This is a genomic window from Streptomyces sp. NPDC104309, assembly GCF_055584025.1.
In genome coordinates this window covers 23,897-37,926 of sequence record NZ_JBVJMV010000061.1, presented here as the reverse complement: position 1 = coordinate 37,926, position 14,030 = coordinate 23,897, and the positions used below count along the sequence as shown (strand labels likewise).

At 70.6% G+C, this 14,030-nt stretch carries 8 protein-coding genes and 2 pseudogenes; 2 read left to right on the top strand and 8 right to left on the bottom strand.

Going from position 1 to position 14,030, the window contains the following annotated elements; genetic code table 11:
• Positions 1-277: 277 nt before the first annotated feature.
• Positions 278-892, top strand: a pseudogene (locus tag ACZ68L_RS42150) (transposase); the annotation flags it as partial.
• 30 nt (positions 893-922) lie between these two features.
• Here ACZ68L_RS42150 and ACZ68L_RS42145 read toward each other — a convergent pair.
• From ACZ68L_RS42145 to ACZ68L_RS42135, 3 genes are all read right to left on the bottom strand, one after another.
• Positions 923-3,832 carry a M48 family metalloprotease gene (locus ACZ68L_RS42145; RefSeq protein WP_469588972.1) on the bottom strand — a complete coding sequence of 970 codons (2,910 nt, stop codon included), beginning with the start codon at positions 3,830-3,832 and terminating at the stop codon, positions 923-925.
• Between the two features lie 54 nt (positions 3,833-3,886).
• The gene (locus ACZ68L_RS42140) at positions 3,887-4,456 is read right to left on the bottom strand and encodes a hypothetical protein (protein ID WP_469588969.1); all 570 of its coding nucleotides are present in this window, start codon (positions 4,454-4,456) and stop codon (positions 3,887-3,889) included.
• A 195-nt stretch (positions 4,457-4,651) separates the two neighbouring features.
• Positions 4,652-5,125 carry a GNAT family N-acetyltransferase gene (locus tag ACZ68L_RS42135; RefSeq protein WP_469588981.1) on the bottom strand — a complete coding sequence of 158 codons (474 nt, stop codon included), beginning with the start codon at positions 5,123-5,125 and terminating at the stop codon, positions 4,652-4,654.
• A 91-nt stretch (positions 5,126-5,216) separates the two neighbouring features.
• Here ACZ68L_RS42135 and ACZ68L_RS42130 point away from each other — a divergent pair.
• A pseudogene (locus ACZ68L_RS42130) lies at positions 5,217-5,732 on the top strand (helix-turn-helix domain-containing protein); the annotation flags it as partial.
• A 9-nt stretch (positions 5,733-5,741) separates the two neighbouring features.
• Here ACZ68L_RS42130 and ACZ68L_RS42125 read toward each other — a convergent pair.
• The 5 genes from ACZ68L_RS42125 to sbnA are packed head-to-tail and all read right to left on the bottom strand — an operon-like array spanning position 5,742 to position 13,689.
• On the bottom strand, positions 5,742-10,679 hold the full coding sequence (locus ACZ68L_RS42125) for an amino acid adenylation domain-containing protein (RefSeq protein WP_469588967.1): 4,938 nt from the start codon (positions 10,677-10,679) through the stop codon (positions 5,742-5,744).
• A gap of 13 nt (positions 10,680-10,692) precedes the next feature.
• Positions 10,693-11,469 carry a thioesterase II family protein gene (locus ACZ68L_RS42120; protein WP_469588963.1) on the bottom strand — a complete coding sequence of 259 codons (777 nt, stop codon included), beginning with the start codon at positions 11,467-11,469 and terminating at the stop codon, positions 10,693-10,695.
• Positions 11,427-11,636: an MbtH family protein gene (locus ACZ68L_RS42115; protein WP_469588960.1), complete on the bottom strand. Its 210-nt coding sequence runs from the start codon at positions 11,634-11,636 to the stop codon at positions 11,427-11,429. Before ACZ68L_RS42115 ends, ACZ68L_RS42120 begins: the two co-directional genes overlap by 43 nt.
• A gap of 3 nt (positions 11,637-11,639) precedes the next feature.
• Positions 11,640-12,635: a 2,3-diaminopropionate biosynthesis protein SbnB gene (gene sbnB / locus ACZ68L_RS42110; protein WP_469588979.1), complete on the bottom strand. Its 996-nt coding sequence runs from the start codon at positions 12,633-12,635 to the stop codon at positions 11,640-11,642.
• A 37-nt stretch (positions 12,636-12,672) separates the two neighbouring features.
• Complete coding sequence (sbnA, locus tag ACZ68L_RS42105; protein ID WP_469588958.1) at positions 12,673-13,689, bottom strand: 2,3-diaminopropionate biosynthesis protein SbnA; 1,017 nt, start codon at positions 13,687-13,689, stop codon at positions 12,673-12,675.
• Between the last annotated feature and the right edge of the window lie 341 nt (positions 13,690-14,030).

Here is a 14,030-nt window from a genome sequence, read left to right as displayed (position 1 = left end):
CGACCGACACACATCCGCCGACCGACACCAAGAATCCTCCATCGCCCTGGCAGCGTGATCAACCCCCGAAGGACTTCCGGAGCCGACCACTTAGCCCGGCATTCACTCTCTCTGGCATCCAACGCGGCCATCAACGACGGCACCACTCCACCCCACCTCACCCGGTGCCCGCACCCACGGCCGGCTCACCTCGCCGACGGTAGAGACCGCCCCACACCAGCACATCCCGAACCCCCGCGAATCACCCCAACGAGGCACCCTCACAAGATTTGCACCCATCGCCGCTGGCCTCTTCGAGCGGCTGCACCATCTGGCGCTGGAGGCCTACGACGAGGCCATTCGCCTGGACCTTGAGAATCTCGTGGTGGACGGTTGCATCGTGAAAGCCCCGGGCGGTGGCCAGAACACCGGGCGCAGCCCGGTGGACCGAGGCAAGAGTGGTCTGAAACGCTCGGTACTGGTCGACAGTGGCGGCTTGCCGCTGGGGTGGGTCCTGGCCGGCGCGAACCGCAACGACTCGCCGCTGCTGCGTCCCACCCTGGAGACCCTGCGACTGTTCGGGTTCCGTCTGCCACCGGCGATCACGGTGCACCTGGACGCCGGCTACGACTCACAGTCAAACCGGGCGTTGCTGGAAGAGCTGGGCTGCGCTGGGCGGATCACCCCGAAGGGACAGTTCGTGCCGATCAACCACACCCACCGGTGGGTGATCGAGCGGACCAACTCCTGGCACAACCGGGGGTTCAAGGCGTTAGCGATCGTGACCGACCGGCGCGCGGTGGTGCAGGACGCGTGGGTGGCGCTGGCCAGCGCGGTCATCGTGATCCGCAGGCTGCTACGCCGGGCCTGGACGGCCTACTGGTGGGATGCCCGCCCAGGCCGACGGCCCTGACCTACCCGCGCGACCAATTACAGTCCCGGCCTATGGCTTGGCGGCTCCCCGCGATTCCGTCGCGAAGTCTGAGGACACCTGCGACGCCTGGTCTCCGAGGGAGACGAACGATTGCATCGCCTTCGCGTACTGGCGGTAGACGCCCTCGTCTATGCCCTGTCGGCAGTCGATGCCGGCGCGACTAGCGGCGGTAAGCAGCTTCGACCAGTGTTGCTGGACGGCGGGATCTGGGACGGGGAAGTACGCCTCGGCGATGTGGACTTGCTGGACGGTGTCGAGGCAGTGCGGGCGGATGTGGGTAGAGGCGAACTGGCGGTCGGAAGCGGCTCGGTCGTCCTGGAGCGCTTGGAGGATGTCGATGATGTCGGTGTCCAGGCGGGCGAGCATGCCCCGGCCGCCGAGCCTGAGCCAGGCGTCCGTTTGGAGGGCGAGCACCGCAGGGGATGCCGGAGCGACAGGGGCCGGAGGCACGAGGTTTTGGACCGTGAGGCTGGTGTGCCCGGACGTCGCGCCTGCCAGAGGGAGACCGACGACTGCGGTCACTGTGACCACGCTCAGGCCCACTACCACGACCCACACCCGGCGGGCCACGAGCTCGCTGCGGCGCCGGGCTGTCGGTCCGCCTGACGGTGCCCCTCCGATAGCCCCGCGCGCCCGCGGCTGACGCCGCAGCGCCGCGCCCAGGATGGCCACGACAGTGGCCACGAACATCCCCAGCCCCAATACGAAGGATACGAGCAGTTCTGTCAGCGGCCAGGCGCCCGCGGGCAGCCAGCGGCAAGTGGAGGACAGGGTGTTCAACGGCCCGAGACATCCGTCGAAGGACTCCAACAGGAACGCACCAGCCAGGCCGAGCAAGGCCGTGATGCCCGCCACCACGAGGGCCAGCGGCAGGGAAAAGCGGACCGCCGCCGTGCTCGTCACCCCGGCCGTGGCCACCGTCACCCCGGCGAGAACGACCAGCAGCAAGGAGATGTAGACCAGGACATACGTCCCCCAGCGCTGGTCCACCGGCGGCTGCCAGGAATGCATGTATGCCATGACAGCGACCACGGCTACCCAGCATGCGACCGCACCCGCGCCCGCCACGGCCACCACCCGGCGCATCGCGGGCAGCCGTCCGCCCGGCAACGGCGGCGGTGCCTCAGCACCGGCGAGCGCTTCCCGCGCCCACGGCGCGGGACCGACGGCGGGGCGCACAACCCAGGTCAGCAGCGGCAGCAGCCACAGCACCCCGGCCCCCCACAGCATGCGCAAGTCGGTACCCGCCGGCAGCAGCACGGGAAGCAGCGCGGCGATCGCCGACAGCCCGCCGTCTGGCCCGACTACCGCCCCGGGCAGATCGGCCTGCAGGGCATGCCTGATCGCCGTGTTGGAGAATCCCCACCCCAACGTGAAGTTGCTGCCGTACAGCCACCACCAGGCATACCACAGCGTGAAGATGAACCACGTTGCGACCAGTCCCATCAGTAGGACCGGTCGCAGCCTGCGGCCGCGCCACGCCCTGACCGCGAGTTCCGCGTACTGCGCCGACCAGCACATGGTTCCGACGGCGAGGACCACCAACAGCAGCAGGACCTCTGGGTGGCGGGGCAGCCAACGGGTGGCGCCAGCCGTCCTGGTGGATAACAACTCCCCGACGACCAGGCCCAGTCCGAGCCAGCATCCGGCTAGCAGGCCCGTCGGTGGCCGGTCGCCGGTGAGCACGGCGCGGGCCACGCCCCGCCACAGGGCGATGCCGGTGATCGCCGTGACCAGTCCTGCCATCAGGGTGGCCACGAACAACTCCGGCCAGTTCGCTCCGACGTTCTCCAGCGAGGTGGACAACTGGTCCGCGGCGAGCGCCGCCGTGCAACCGGTCACGAAGACGGTGAGGCCGTGGAGGCCGAACAGCTCCCGGGGGTCGCTGAGCGCGGTCAGCCGCAGGTCCCACACGGGATGGGTCCGCCACAGCACGAAGAACGGCCTGAACGCTGTCCGTCCGCGTGCTGTCCCGTCCTCGCCCGGCGGCAGGCTGCGGCGCCAAGCGGCGGGATCGGCTCCCCAGCGCAGCGCGCCGAGGTCCGCGTAGATCTCGCGTGTGCGCAGGATGTCGGCCCGCGCGAGGTAGACCAGCACGATCATCACCGCGGACTTCAGCAGGTCGTGCGCCGTGCCCAGCCGCTCCGACGGACCCAGTAGAGGTGACCTGAGCGAGGCCAACATGTCGAGGCTGGCCCACACCGCGTATGCGGGAAGTACGGTGCACAGGAAGACCCGCCACAGGGCGACGGTCGCATAGGTGAGGTCGACATCGTGGTTGCGGATATGCGCCAGCTCGTGCAGGACGACGGCGCGGAAAGCCTCCGAATCGGCGTGCCTGCGTACGACCAGGCCGCCATGCAGGCAGACGGTGTAGCGGCGCAGCCGGCCAAACACCACGGCGCTGGGGGTGATCGCGTCGGCCTCGACGACGAAGCGCGGGGCGCGGCTCAGGCCCGCTACGGCCACCAGGGCATTGAGTGACTCGGTCAACTCACCGCAGGAATCGACCTCTTCGACACTCACGAGACGGCTACGGCGCTCCTTCCAGCGAGGCAGCACCCAGTACAGCAGACAGGCGGCGGCGAGCAGTACGCCGACGACGGCTGGTGCCGCCCAACCGGCGGCTTCGGGAACGAACCGGTGGACGCAACGCTCGTAGGCGCCCTGCGTTCGGATCACGGCCAGGCCGTTGCCGAGCAGGTCGCTCTCCGGGTTCACCCCGGCCGCCAGAGCGCATCCGACACCGGCGTTGTGCGGGTCGACCAGCGAGCGGGTGATCGTGGATGCCGTACTCGCGCTGCTGGCCACGAACAGCACCAGCAGCAGAACGAACCTCAACCCCGTGCCCGCCGCCAGGACCCGCTCATCGACACGCACCCCGTTGCCGCTGACCGGCCCCGTCTCGATCCCCCTCATGGGCTTCCCCCTGATGCCCGGCCGCCGGCCCTCTGGCACGCGGACCGTCTCCCGTCACACGTCCGTCGTGCCAGTGCCGTTGCTGTTGCCGGATGCGAGTGGGCCGGAAGCCGGCTCGCCTGCGGCGCCGACTATCGGTGATACGACGAGGCGAGCCATCACCCGCTCGGCCAGCGCGACAGCGGCGGCGTCCGTCATCCCGCTCTCCGCGCCCAGTTCCCGTATCCGTACGCCGACCGCCGCCAGTTGCTCTGGGGTCAGCGCGGGCACCCGCCGGACCGGGGCGCTCCTACGCGTTATCCGGCGCACCCAGGCCATCGATCGGTTCGCCGCCTTCTCGGTGACCGCGCTGACGATGCTGCGGGCCGCCTCGTCCAGCGCCAGCCACACCACCGGTGTGACGAGCGCGCTGACCGCCTCAACACCGAACCCCAATGGCTCGCTCGACCCGGCTCGCCCGGACAACCGGCCCACTGCGGTGTCGTCGTCGACCCGGCTGAGCCCGTCGACGAGGATCAACTCCTCCGGCGCGACCTCAGTGACCATCTCACGGACCAAGTCCCGTACGGGGATTCCCGAGTCTATGACCGGGCCGTTACCCGTGGGCTCTGACAGCGACCGCATCACAGGACCTTCCTTGACGGATGAGTGCCGGAATGGGTACGAAGAAGTTGATGCCTTATCACGTTTACCACATCGGCCCGCAACCAGGGGGCTCATCGCGAACCTTCTCGCCGCCCGCAGGGCCCAGGTCGACAAGCTTTGGCACGCCGTCGCGCTCGGCATGCTCGACCGCCTCCAGTAACGGGGTTGGGAAAATTATCCGTCCAACCGCAACACCAGCTCGTCGACCTCCGCTCCCCGCGCGTTCGCGAAGCCCCGGTCCTCGCCGACGACCTTGAAGCCGCACTTCTCCAGGACCCGCACCGATCCGGTGTTGTCCGCCGCCGCCCGGGCCAGCGGCGGGCGTTCGGGGACCTCGGCGAGCAGCCCCCGCAGCGCCGCGGTCGCGATGCCCCGCCCCCAGTAGTAGCGATCGATGAAATACGTGACCTCCCGCTCGCCCGGCTCGCCGTACACGGCCGCGTGCCCGACGACATCGCCGTCCGCGAGCACGGTGCGGGTGACGACGTCGGGCGAGGCGAGGATGCGCTTCCAATGCGCGTCGAAGTGGGCCCGGTCCGTCTGGTCCTCGGCGGTGAAGGCGGCCATCCGATTCGACTCGGGGTCGCTCATGCGCCGGAAGAACACAGGCAGATCGCTGGGGTGCACGGGACGCAGGGAGACATCTATGGAAGCCATTGGTCCGACCCTAACGACCTTGGGGGAAGGACGGGAGTGAGTCGGCCGTGACACGGGAAGGGCTTTACGGGTTGGGCGAGTTGTGAAGCTGACCTGGGCCCGTGCGGCCTGTACCCATCCTGCCCTGTCCGGGGTCTCCCGCGCACATTTCGGGGAGTTGCTCGAAGAACTCGCCCCGCCCTGGGCGGCGGCCCGCGCGTCGGCCCTGCACGTGATGAGGGGCGGGCCCCGCAAGCGGGCCGAGGGTGCCGGACGCAAGCCGCGCCTGGTGTTCACCGACCGGCTCGCGGCCACCCTGGTCCACCTGCGGCTCGGGCTGCCACATGCCGCCCTGGCCGAGTTGTACGGGGTGGACCGTTCCACCGTCTCCGCCGCGATCCGCGAGGTCAGACCCTTGCTTGCCGCGCGGGGCTTTGCCATCCCCGGCCGCCCCGGTCTGCGCATCCGCACTCTGGACGACCTGTTCGCCTACGCAGATGCCGAAGGTGTCGACATCCGGCTCGACGGCACGGAAGTCCAGGTCCGACGCCCGCGCGCGGGCCGCCCCGGACGCAAAGCCTTCGTCTCGGGCAAGAAGAAGCAGAACACGATCGAGAGTTGGTACTGCTCATCGCTGTGTGTCCTCCTCGAGGGCCTCGGCGAGGCCCTCGACGGTAGGGTTCCTGAAGACTAGGACCGGCGAGACCCGGCGCCCAAGTCGCTCGCTGAGCCGGCCCGCGACCGTGGTGATGGTCAACGAGGTGCCGCCGACGTCGAAGAAGTCGTCCTGTGGCCCGAAGTCCTCCTCGACACCCAGGCAATCCCGCCACACGTCGGCGACGAGGAGCTGCTGCTTGGTGACGGTCGGACGGGTGGCGGGGGCCGGGACGGGCACTGGGCGTGGGTCGGGCAGTGCATCCCGGTCGACCTTGCCGTTCGGGGTGAGCGGGATCTCGTCGATCACGGTGTAGCTCTGCGGCAGCATGTAGGGCGGCAGTTGGTCCGCCAGGTGGGCGCGGAGGTCCGCCGGGTCCGGGGAGGGCCGGTCGGGGGGATCGGGGATCACGTAGGCCGTCAGCTGGTCCCCGCCGGCGCGAGCACGGCGTACGGCCACCACGCAGTCGGCCACGGCGGGGTGGCTCTGGAGGGCGGACTCGATCTCGCCGAGCTCGATGCGGAAGCCGCGTACCTTGACCTGGTGGTCGTTGCGGCCGAGGAAGACCAGATTTCCATCGGGCAGCAGCCGGACCACGTCGCCCGTGGCGTACATACGGGCGCCGGGCTCCGCGGCGTACGGGTCGGGCAGATACGCCCCGGCGGTGCGGGCCGGCCTGCCGAGATAGCCGCGGCCGACCGCGCCGCCGCCGACGTACAGCTCGCCGCGACAGCCCGGGGCGACCGGGCGCAGCCGCGGGTCCAGCACGTAGAGGTGCGCGTTGTCGGTCGCCCGGCCGAACGGGACGCTCGGGAGATGGCTGTGCCGGTCGAGCAGCTCCTTGGTGATCGGGCAGAACGCCGAGGTGACGGTCGCTTCGGTGGGCCCGTACTCGTTGAAAACCTGGCATCCCGGCGCGGTGGAGGACAGGATGCGGCGGGCCACATCGTGCGGCACGGCCTCGGCCCCGGTGAACACCAGCCGTACGGAGCCGAGTCGGGGAGCGGCATCCGTGCCGGACTCCAGCAGGATCCGCATCTGCGAGGGCGTCGCGTTGAGCGTGGTGATGCCGCGCTCGGCGACCTCTCGCAGGAACTCCTCGGGGTCGTAGGCGGCGGTGGGGCTCGCCAGGTGCAGTTCGGCGCCGGACACCAGGCACTGGAAGATCTCCCAGACCGAGTTGTCGAACGCCACCGAGTGGTTGAGCAGGGCCCGGTCCCGTCCGGTGAGCCGGCACAGCCGCTGGTTCCACTCCAGGAACCCGGTGATGTTGGCGTGGGTGATCGCGACGCCCTTGGGGTGGCCGGTCGAGCCGGACGTGTAGATCACGTAGGCGAGGTGGTGCGGTTGTGCCTCCTCGGCCGGCCCGGGGGCCGCCCCGGGTTCCTGGTCCACCGCCACGAGCTGTACGCCGTCTTCGCGGAACAGGGCGGAGGCGGGGTGCGCCGGGTCCGCGACGACCAGGCGTACGCCCGAGTCGGCCAGCAGGTACTGCAGCCGGTCCGTCGGGTGGCCGGGGTCGAGCGGGACGTAGGCGCCGCCCGCCTTCAGTACGCCCAGCAGGGCGACCACCAGCTCCACCGAGCGTTCCAGGCAGATGCCGACCAGGCTTTCGGGGCGCACGCCCCCGGCCCGCAGCTCCCGGGCCAGGGCCGAGGCCCGCGCGTCGGTCTCGGCGAACGTCAGCGACCGGCCGTCGCCCACGACGCAGATCGCGTCCGGAGTGGTCCGCACCTGGCGGTCCCACAGGCGGACCAGGGTGGTCGGTTCGGGCAGCGGCTCGGCCCGGTCGCCGGTGGAGAGGGTGCGCAGCTCATCGGCGGAGATGATCTCCAGCTCGGACAATAGGGCGGTGGGGTCGGACACCATCCGCTCGATCACCCGCACGAAGTGCCGGCCGAGTCCTCGGACGAAGTCCGGGTCGAACAGGTCGGTGGCGTACTCGACGGAGATGCTGAGGTCACCGGCCCCGGCGGCGTGGTCCGTCACGTCGAGGGCGAGGTCGAAGCGGGCGGTGCCGAGTCGTCCCTCCAGCTCCTTGCGGTCGTACAGCTCGGTGAGGTGACCGGCCCTCGGCTCCTCGTGCAGGGCGAACAGCACCTGGAAGAGCGGGTTGCGGCTCAGGTCGCGCTCCGGGCTCAGGTGCGCCACCAGCTTCTCGAAGGGCAGCTCCTGGTGCGCGTACGCCTGCCGCGCGACCTCGCGAACACGGCCCATCAGCCCGCGCCAGGTGGGGTCGCCGGACAGGTCGGTGCGCAGGACGATGGTGTTCACGAAGTAGCCGACCACATCGTCCAGTTCGGTGCGCGGTCGGCCGCCTGTCAGGGTGCCGACGGCGACATCGCTCTCGTCGGCGTACCGGCCGAGCAGCGCCTGCAACGGGGCCAGCAGGCCCATGAACAGGGTGACGCCCTCGGCCCGGCACAGGGTGCGCAGCCGGTGCGCCAGGTCTGCTGGGATTCGCAGCAGTTCGCGGCGGCCGCGGTGGCTCGCGACGGCCGGCCGGGGCCGGCTGGTCGGCAGCTCCACGGCGGGCACGCCGGACAGCCGGGTGCGCCAGTGGTCGAGCAGCCGCTCCAGCTCGGCGCCGGTGAGTCGCTCGCGCTGCCAGGCCGCGTAGTCGGCGTACGTCACGGGCTGCGGGGTCGGGGCCGGGCGGCGGCCGGCGGCGAGCTCCGTGTAGTGCTCGCCCAGTTCCCGCACCATCAGGTCCATCGATGCGGCGTCGCATGCTATGTGATGAATCGTCAGCAATGTGATGTCACGGTTCGGGGTACGCAGCACGTCCGCGCGCAGCAGCGGTGGGTGGTCGAGGGCGAAGGGGGCGCGGATCCGCTCGGTCATCAGCGCGTCCAGGTCCTCCTCGGTGACCTCGGTGCGGCGCAGCGGCACCGGACCCGGCTCGCGCAGTTCGGGGCGGACCCGGCCGTCGACGGCGACGAGGGCCGTGCGCAGCGCCGGGTGCCGGTGCACCAGCGCGGACAGGCAGTCCTGCAGCAGCGTCAGGTCGACGCGCCCGCCGGGCAGGCCCAGGGCGACCGGCAGGTGGTAGGCGGGCACCGCGGCGTTGACCTGCTCGAAGAACCAGATCCGTTCCTGGCCGAAGGAGAGTTCGGCGGTCGGGGCCGCGGGGATCGGCTCGTCGTCCGAGGGCGCCACGCCGTCCAGGGCGGCGGCGAGCGTGGCGGGTGTCGGATGCGCGAAGACCGACTGGGCGTCGACCGGCACGCCGAGTTCCGCGCGCAGCCGGGCCACGCTCCGTACCGCGGTGAGCGACTGGCCGCCCAGTCCGAAGAAGTCGTCGTACGGGGACACGTCGTCGAGCCCGAGCACCTCGGCCCACACGCGGCGTACCGCCGCGGTGTGCGGCGGCAGCGGGGCATCGTCGGGCATCGGCCCGCTCGCCCGGACCGGGCTGTGTGGGATCCGCTGCACGGCGCCGCGGTCGGCCTTGCCCGCGGGAGTACGGGGCAGGGCGTCGAGCACTGCGTAGCCCTGCGCGACCATGTGGGCGGGCAGCCGCCGCGCCAGGTGGTCACGTATCCGGCGGGGAAGGTCCTCGGATACGTTCCGCGCGTCGTGCGCGGGCACGAGGTACACCACCAACTGGTCGCCGCCGGCTGCCTCGCGGTCGACGACCACCACCGCGTCCGTGACGAGAGGGTGGCTGCGCACACAGGCCTCGATCTCGCCGAGCTCGATGCGGAAGCCGCGCACCTTGACTTGGTGGTCGTTGCGCCCCAGCACCTCCAGAATGCCGTCGGCGGACCACCGGGCGAGGTCGCCGGTCCGGTACAGGCGCCCGGAGGCGTCCCCGAACGGGTCGGGCACGAACCGGTCGGCGGTCAGCGCGGGCCGGTTGAGGTAGCCGCGCGCCACGCCCGCGCCGCCGATCCACAGCTCGCCGGTGACTCCTGGGCCAGCCTCCCGCCCGCCCTCGTCGACGACGTGCAGCCGGGTGTTGGACAGGGCCGTGCCGACCGTGACCGGGTCGCCCACGGCATCGATGCGGGCGGCGGTGGCCCACACCGTCGCCTCGGTCGGCCCGTACAGGTTCCACAGGGTGCCGCCGGTGGCGAGCAGGTCGCGGGCCAGCTGCGGATCGAGCGGCTCACCGCCCGACAGCAGTACCCGGCCGTGCCCGTCCGTCCAGCCGGACGCCAGCAGAATCCGCCAGGTGGTGGGGGTCGCCTGGACGATGCTCACACCCCCCTCGCCGATGGTGGCGGCCAGCAGCTCGGGGTCGGTGTTGGCGGCGCCCGGGGCCATCACCACCGTCGCTCCCCGGGTCAGCGGCAGGAACAGCTCCAGGATCGAGATGTCGAACGACAAGGGGGTCAGCGCGAGCACCCGGTCGTCCGCCGTGAGGCCGGGACGTTCGGCCACGCTCCGAAGGAATGACGCGAGCGCCGCGTGGTCGACGGCCACCCCCTTGGGCAGGCCGGTCGACCCGGAGGTGTAGATGACGTACGCGAGGTGGTGCGGGCGCACCACCTGGGCCACCGGCGCGGACGGCTCCGCGGGTAGGTCCTCTACCAGCAGGACGTCGGCCGCGCCGGACGCCAGGGCCTGCGCGCGACGGTCCGCGTCGCACACCCACAGCTTGGCCCCCGAGTCGACGGTCATGTGCCGCAGCCGTTCGGCCGGGTAGCCCGGGTCGAGCGGCAGATACGCGGCGCCCGACTTCAGGATGCCGAGCAGGACCACGACCATCTCGACCGAGCGGCCGAGACAGACGCCGACCAGGTACTCCGGTCCGATGCCGCGTGCTCGCAGCTCGGCGGCGAGTGCCGTGGCCCGACGGTCCACCTCGGAGTAGGTGGCGTTGTGTGCTTCCGCGACGACGGCGACCGCGTCGGGTGTCGCGGCTGCCTGGCGCTCCCAGAGTGCGACCAGGGTGCTCGGCGCCATGAACGATCCTTTCTCAGCCCCGTGCGGGGAAGGCGCGCGTGATCGTCTCCGCCAGCTGCGGTTCCGCGCCGCGCACATACAGGTGGGGAGCACCTGGGAACAGGTGCACTTCGAAGCCGGCCGAGGTGTGCTCGCGCCAGCCGGCGAGCTCCGCTTCGGTGACGCTCTCGTCGTCCGAGCCGGCCAGCACGGTTAGCGGACACGGCAGGGGCGCCTCGGCACGCGGCGTATACGTCTCGCACAGCGTCAGGTCCGCGCGCAGGATCGGCAGCAGCAGCTCCTGCAACTCAGCGTCCACAGCGTCGAATTCGGCGGTAGCGAGCAGCTCGTCGTCCGGCAGCTCGTGCCGCGGTTCGCGGTCCGGCAGACCCGGGGCCCGCATGCCCGACAGGAACAGCCGGTCGGGCAGAGGCCTGCCGAGGGCCCGTAGCTGCCTGGCCGTCTCGAAGGCGATCAGGGAGCCCATGCTATGCCCGAAGAAGGCGTACGACAGTTCCGTGTGGTCCGCGACGAGCGGCGCGAGCGTGGCCACGGCCTCGTCCAGGGACGTCAGGGCCGGTTGTGCGAAGCGGCTCTCCCGGCCGGGCAACTGGACCGTGCAGACCTCGACGCTGTCTGGCAGATACGCCGCCAGCCGATAGACCGAAGCGCCCGCACCGGCGTGCGGGAAGACGAACAGGCGCTGCCGCGCGGTGCCTTCACGGCTGCCCAGCCCGCGCAGCCAGGTCGTTGCGAGGGCGGCGGCCGTCATCGTGACGCCCGCACGGAACGCGGCGTCAGGTCGGTCCACACCCGCTCGATGTGGTCCAGGCACTCCTGCCGGGAGCCCAGCGCGCCGGTGGCGGTCCAGCCCGCGGGCAGGGCACGATCGGCGAACCAGACCGAGTACTGCTCCTCGTCGTTCAGCACGACGACATACAGGTCCCCGGCGGGACCCGGGGCGGATGAGGTGCTCATACGTCAGACCCCCACCCCGGTGAAGAAGTCGCTCTCGCGGTGGCCCCCGCCCGCGGCGACGACCCGGTCGTGCACCCACTTGCCGACGGCGAGGTCGAGGACGCCGAGTCCGAACGGCGAGAAGATCGCCGGCCGTCCGTGGTCCCGGCGCAGCCGCCCGCGCAGCAGGTCGGCGAGGGTGCCGTCGACGAAGTCCCGGTTGCCGGTGCGCTGTTCGGTCAGGTGCAGCGAGGTGCGCTCGCGTACGGCGTGGTCGACGTCGTCGGTGAAGTTCTGGGCGGCGAGGATCACCTCGGGGGCGAGGTCGCGCAGCGACAGGTGCAGGACCACCGGCTTGTGGGCCAGCATCTGCGGATCGTGCAGGTGCGGTTCACCGGCCACGGTGGTCAGCACCACCAGGTCGCAGTCGGTGAACGCCTCCTCCACCGTTTCGGCGACCACGAGCTCGGCCTCGGTGTCCTTGGAAACGACGGCGGCGAAACGGCCTGCCGCCGCCGGGTCGAGATCGAAGAGCCGGAAGGCGTCGATCTCCCAGTCGAGATCACGCAAGAACCGCCATACATGCTGGGCGATCAGCCCCGTACCGACGATGCCGACCCGGCGGGCACGGCGCGCGCCGAGCAGCGTCTGCGCGCCGAGCACCGCGGAGGCCGCCGTCCGCGTCGCCGAGACGATCGAGGACTCCATGCAGGCGAACGGGTAGCCGGTGACGCAGTCGTTGAGGATCAACGTGGCTGACGCGCGGGGGATCCCGTGGCGCGTGTTGTCCGGAAAGCTGGCGATCCACTTGTTGCCGGCGACCTCGAACTCGCCGCCCAGATAGGCCGGCAGGGAAATGATGCGCGACCGTTCCTGGTACGGGAAGCGCAGGAACGAGCTGTGCGGGTTCGAGCTCTGTCCGGCGTCGTGCGTGAGATAGGCGGCACGCACGACCTCGATGAGCTCCGGACGGTGACGGTCCGTCTCGGCGGCGATGTCGCCTGCACCGATCAGGGTCATGGGCGGCGGAGCCAGGGTGGACACGGGGAGTGCTCCTTCAGTTGACTGACAGGGTCTCGACGTCGGAGGGCAGTACCGCCTCTGCGCGCAGTTGCCGCTGCCACACGGGGTTGTAGAGGGTCTGGGCGTAGGCATGGCCGCGGTCGGCGGCGATGAAGGCGACCCGGGGACGGCGTGCTGCGGGCGGGCGACGAGCGAAGTAGTCCCGGATGGCGGCATAGGTGCTGCCGGTCGAACCGCCCGCGTACAAGCCGTACTTGGCGACCAGGGCGCCGCAGGCCTCGACGGCGCGCACTTCGGAGACGATCTCGACCTGGTCGATCAGCGCCTGACCGCACAGCGGCGGCACGATGCTGGAGCCGATGCCGGGGATCCGCCGCTTCTTCGGCGGACCTCCGAAGATCACCGAGCCTTCGGTGTCGACCGCGACGACCACGCAGCCCGGGTACGTTTCCTTGATCCGGTGGGAGAGCCCGGCGATCGTGCCGCCCGTGCCCACGCCGACGAAAAGGTAGTCGAGCGGGCCGGCCTGCGCGATCAACTCGTCCGCGGTGAAGCGGTAATGCGCGTCGCGGGCATCCGGATTGGCGTACTGGTTGGGCCAATAGGCGGAGTCGAGTTCGGCCAGCAGTTCCTGCACCCGGGACAGCCGGGACTTCAGGTAGCTGCCCGCCGCATCACGGATGGCTACCTTCTCCACCCGCTCGCACAGTAGCCGGAGTTGGGCCTCGGTGGCCTCGTTGCAGTTCGGATCGATGACCGGGACGAACGGGATGCCGAGCATTCGGCAGTAGAAAGCCAGGGCCAGCGCGAAATTGCCGGACGACGACTCGACCACCGTGGTGTCGTGCGCTATCTCCCCGCGACCGATTGCCTGTTCCAGAATCCACAGTGCCGAACGGTCTTTGGTACTTCCGGCGGGATTGCAGAATTCCAGCTTCGCGACGATGTCGCACTGCTCGTCCGCCAGGGGAATCAGCGGGGTTCCCGTGAGGCCCCTGCGAATTTGCCTTGTCCGTTCGAACAGAAATTGATCAGCACACTTCTCGAGCATGGGCCGAGTGTTGCACGGGATCGGTCGAGGCGACTCAACCACAACTCAAGTGCGGTACGAGAAAAGCTTGCTGTGGGAAAAGAGAGGAGCTGTTCAACCGTCCACGACGGACGGTTGAACAGCCCTCAGCGTCAGGGCAGACCTCCGTGCGGACCGCCTGCACGCCTGCCTGGAAGAATCTTCATGGCGGCCAGACCCTCACCGGTCGGCAACACCACCCGGTCAGGCCGGCGAAGTAGTCGGGGGGGGGGGGGGGGGGGGCCCCCCCCCCGCGCGCCGGGGGGGGGGGGGGGGGGGGGGGGGGGGCGGGGGGGGATAGCCCCGGGGCTGTTTTGGGGACG

Bases quoted from the DNA above. Each gene is read 5' to 3' on its own strand.
- ACZ68L_RS42145 (WP_469588972.1), bottom strand. From the start codon at position 3,832: ATGAGGGGGATCGAGACGGGGCCGGTCAGCGGCAACGGGGTGCGTGTC.
- ACZ68L_RS42140 (WP_469588969.1), bottom strand. From the start codon at position 4,456: ATGCGGTCGCTGTCAGAGCCCACGGGTAACGGCCCGGTCATAGACTCG.
- ACZ68L_RS42125 (WP_469588967.1), bottom strand. From the start codon at position 10,679: ATGGCGCCGAGCACCCTGGTCGCACTCTGGGAGCGCCAGGCAGCCGCG.
- ACZ68L_RS42115 (WP_469588960.1), bottom strand. From the start codon at position 11,636: ATGAGCACCTCATCCGCCCCGGGTCCCGCCGGGGACCTGTATGTCGTC.
- sbnB (WP_469588979.1), bottom strand. From the start codon at position 12,635: ATGACCCTGATCGGTGCAGGCGACATCGCCGCCGAGACGGACCGTCAC.
- sbnA (WP_469588958.1), bottom strand. From the start codon at position 13,689: ATGCTCGAGAAGTGTGCTGATCAATTTCTGTTCGAACGGACAAGGCAA.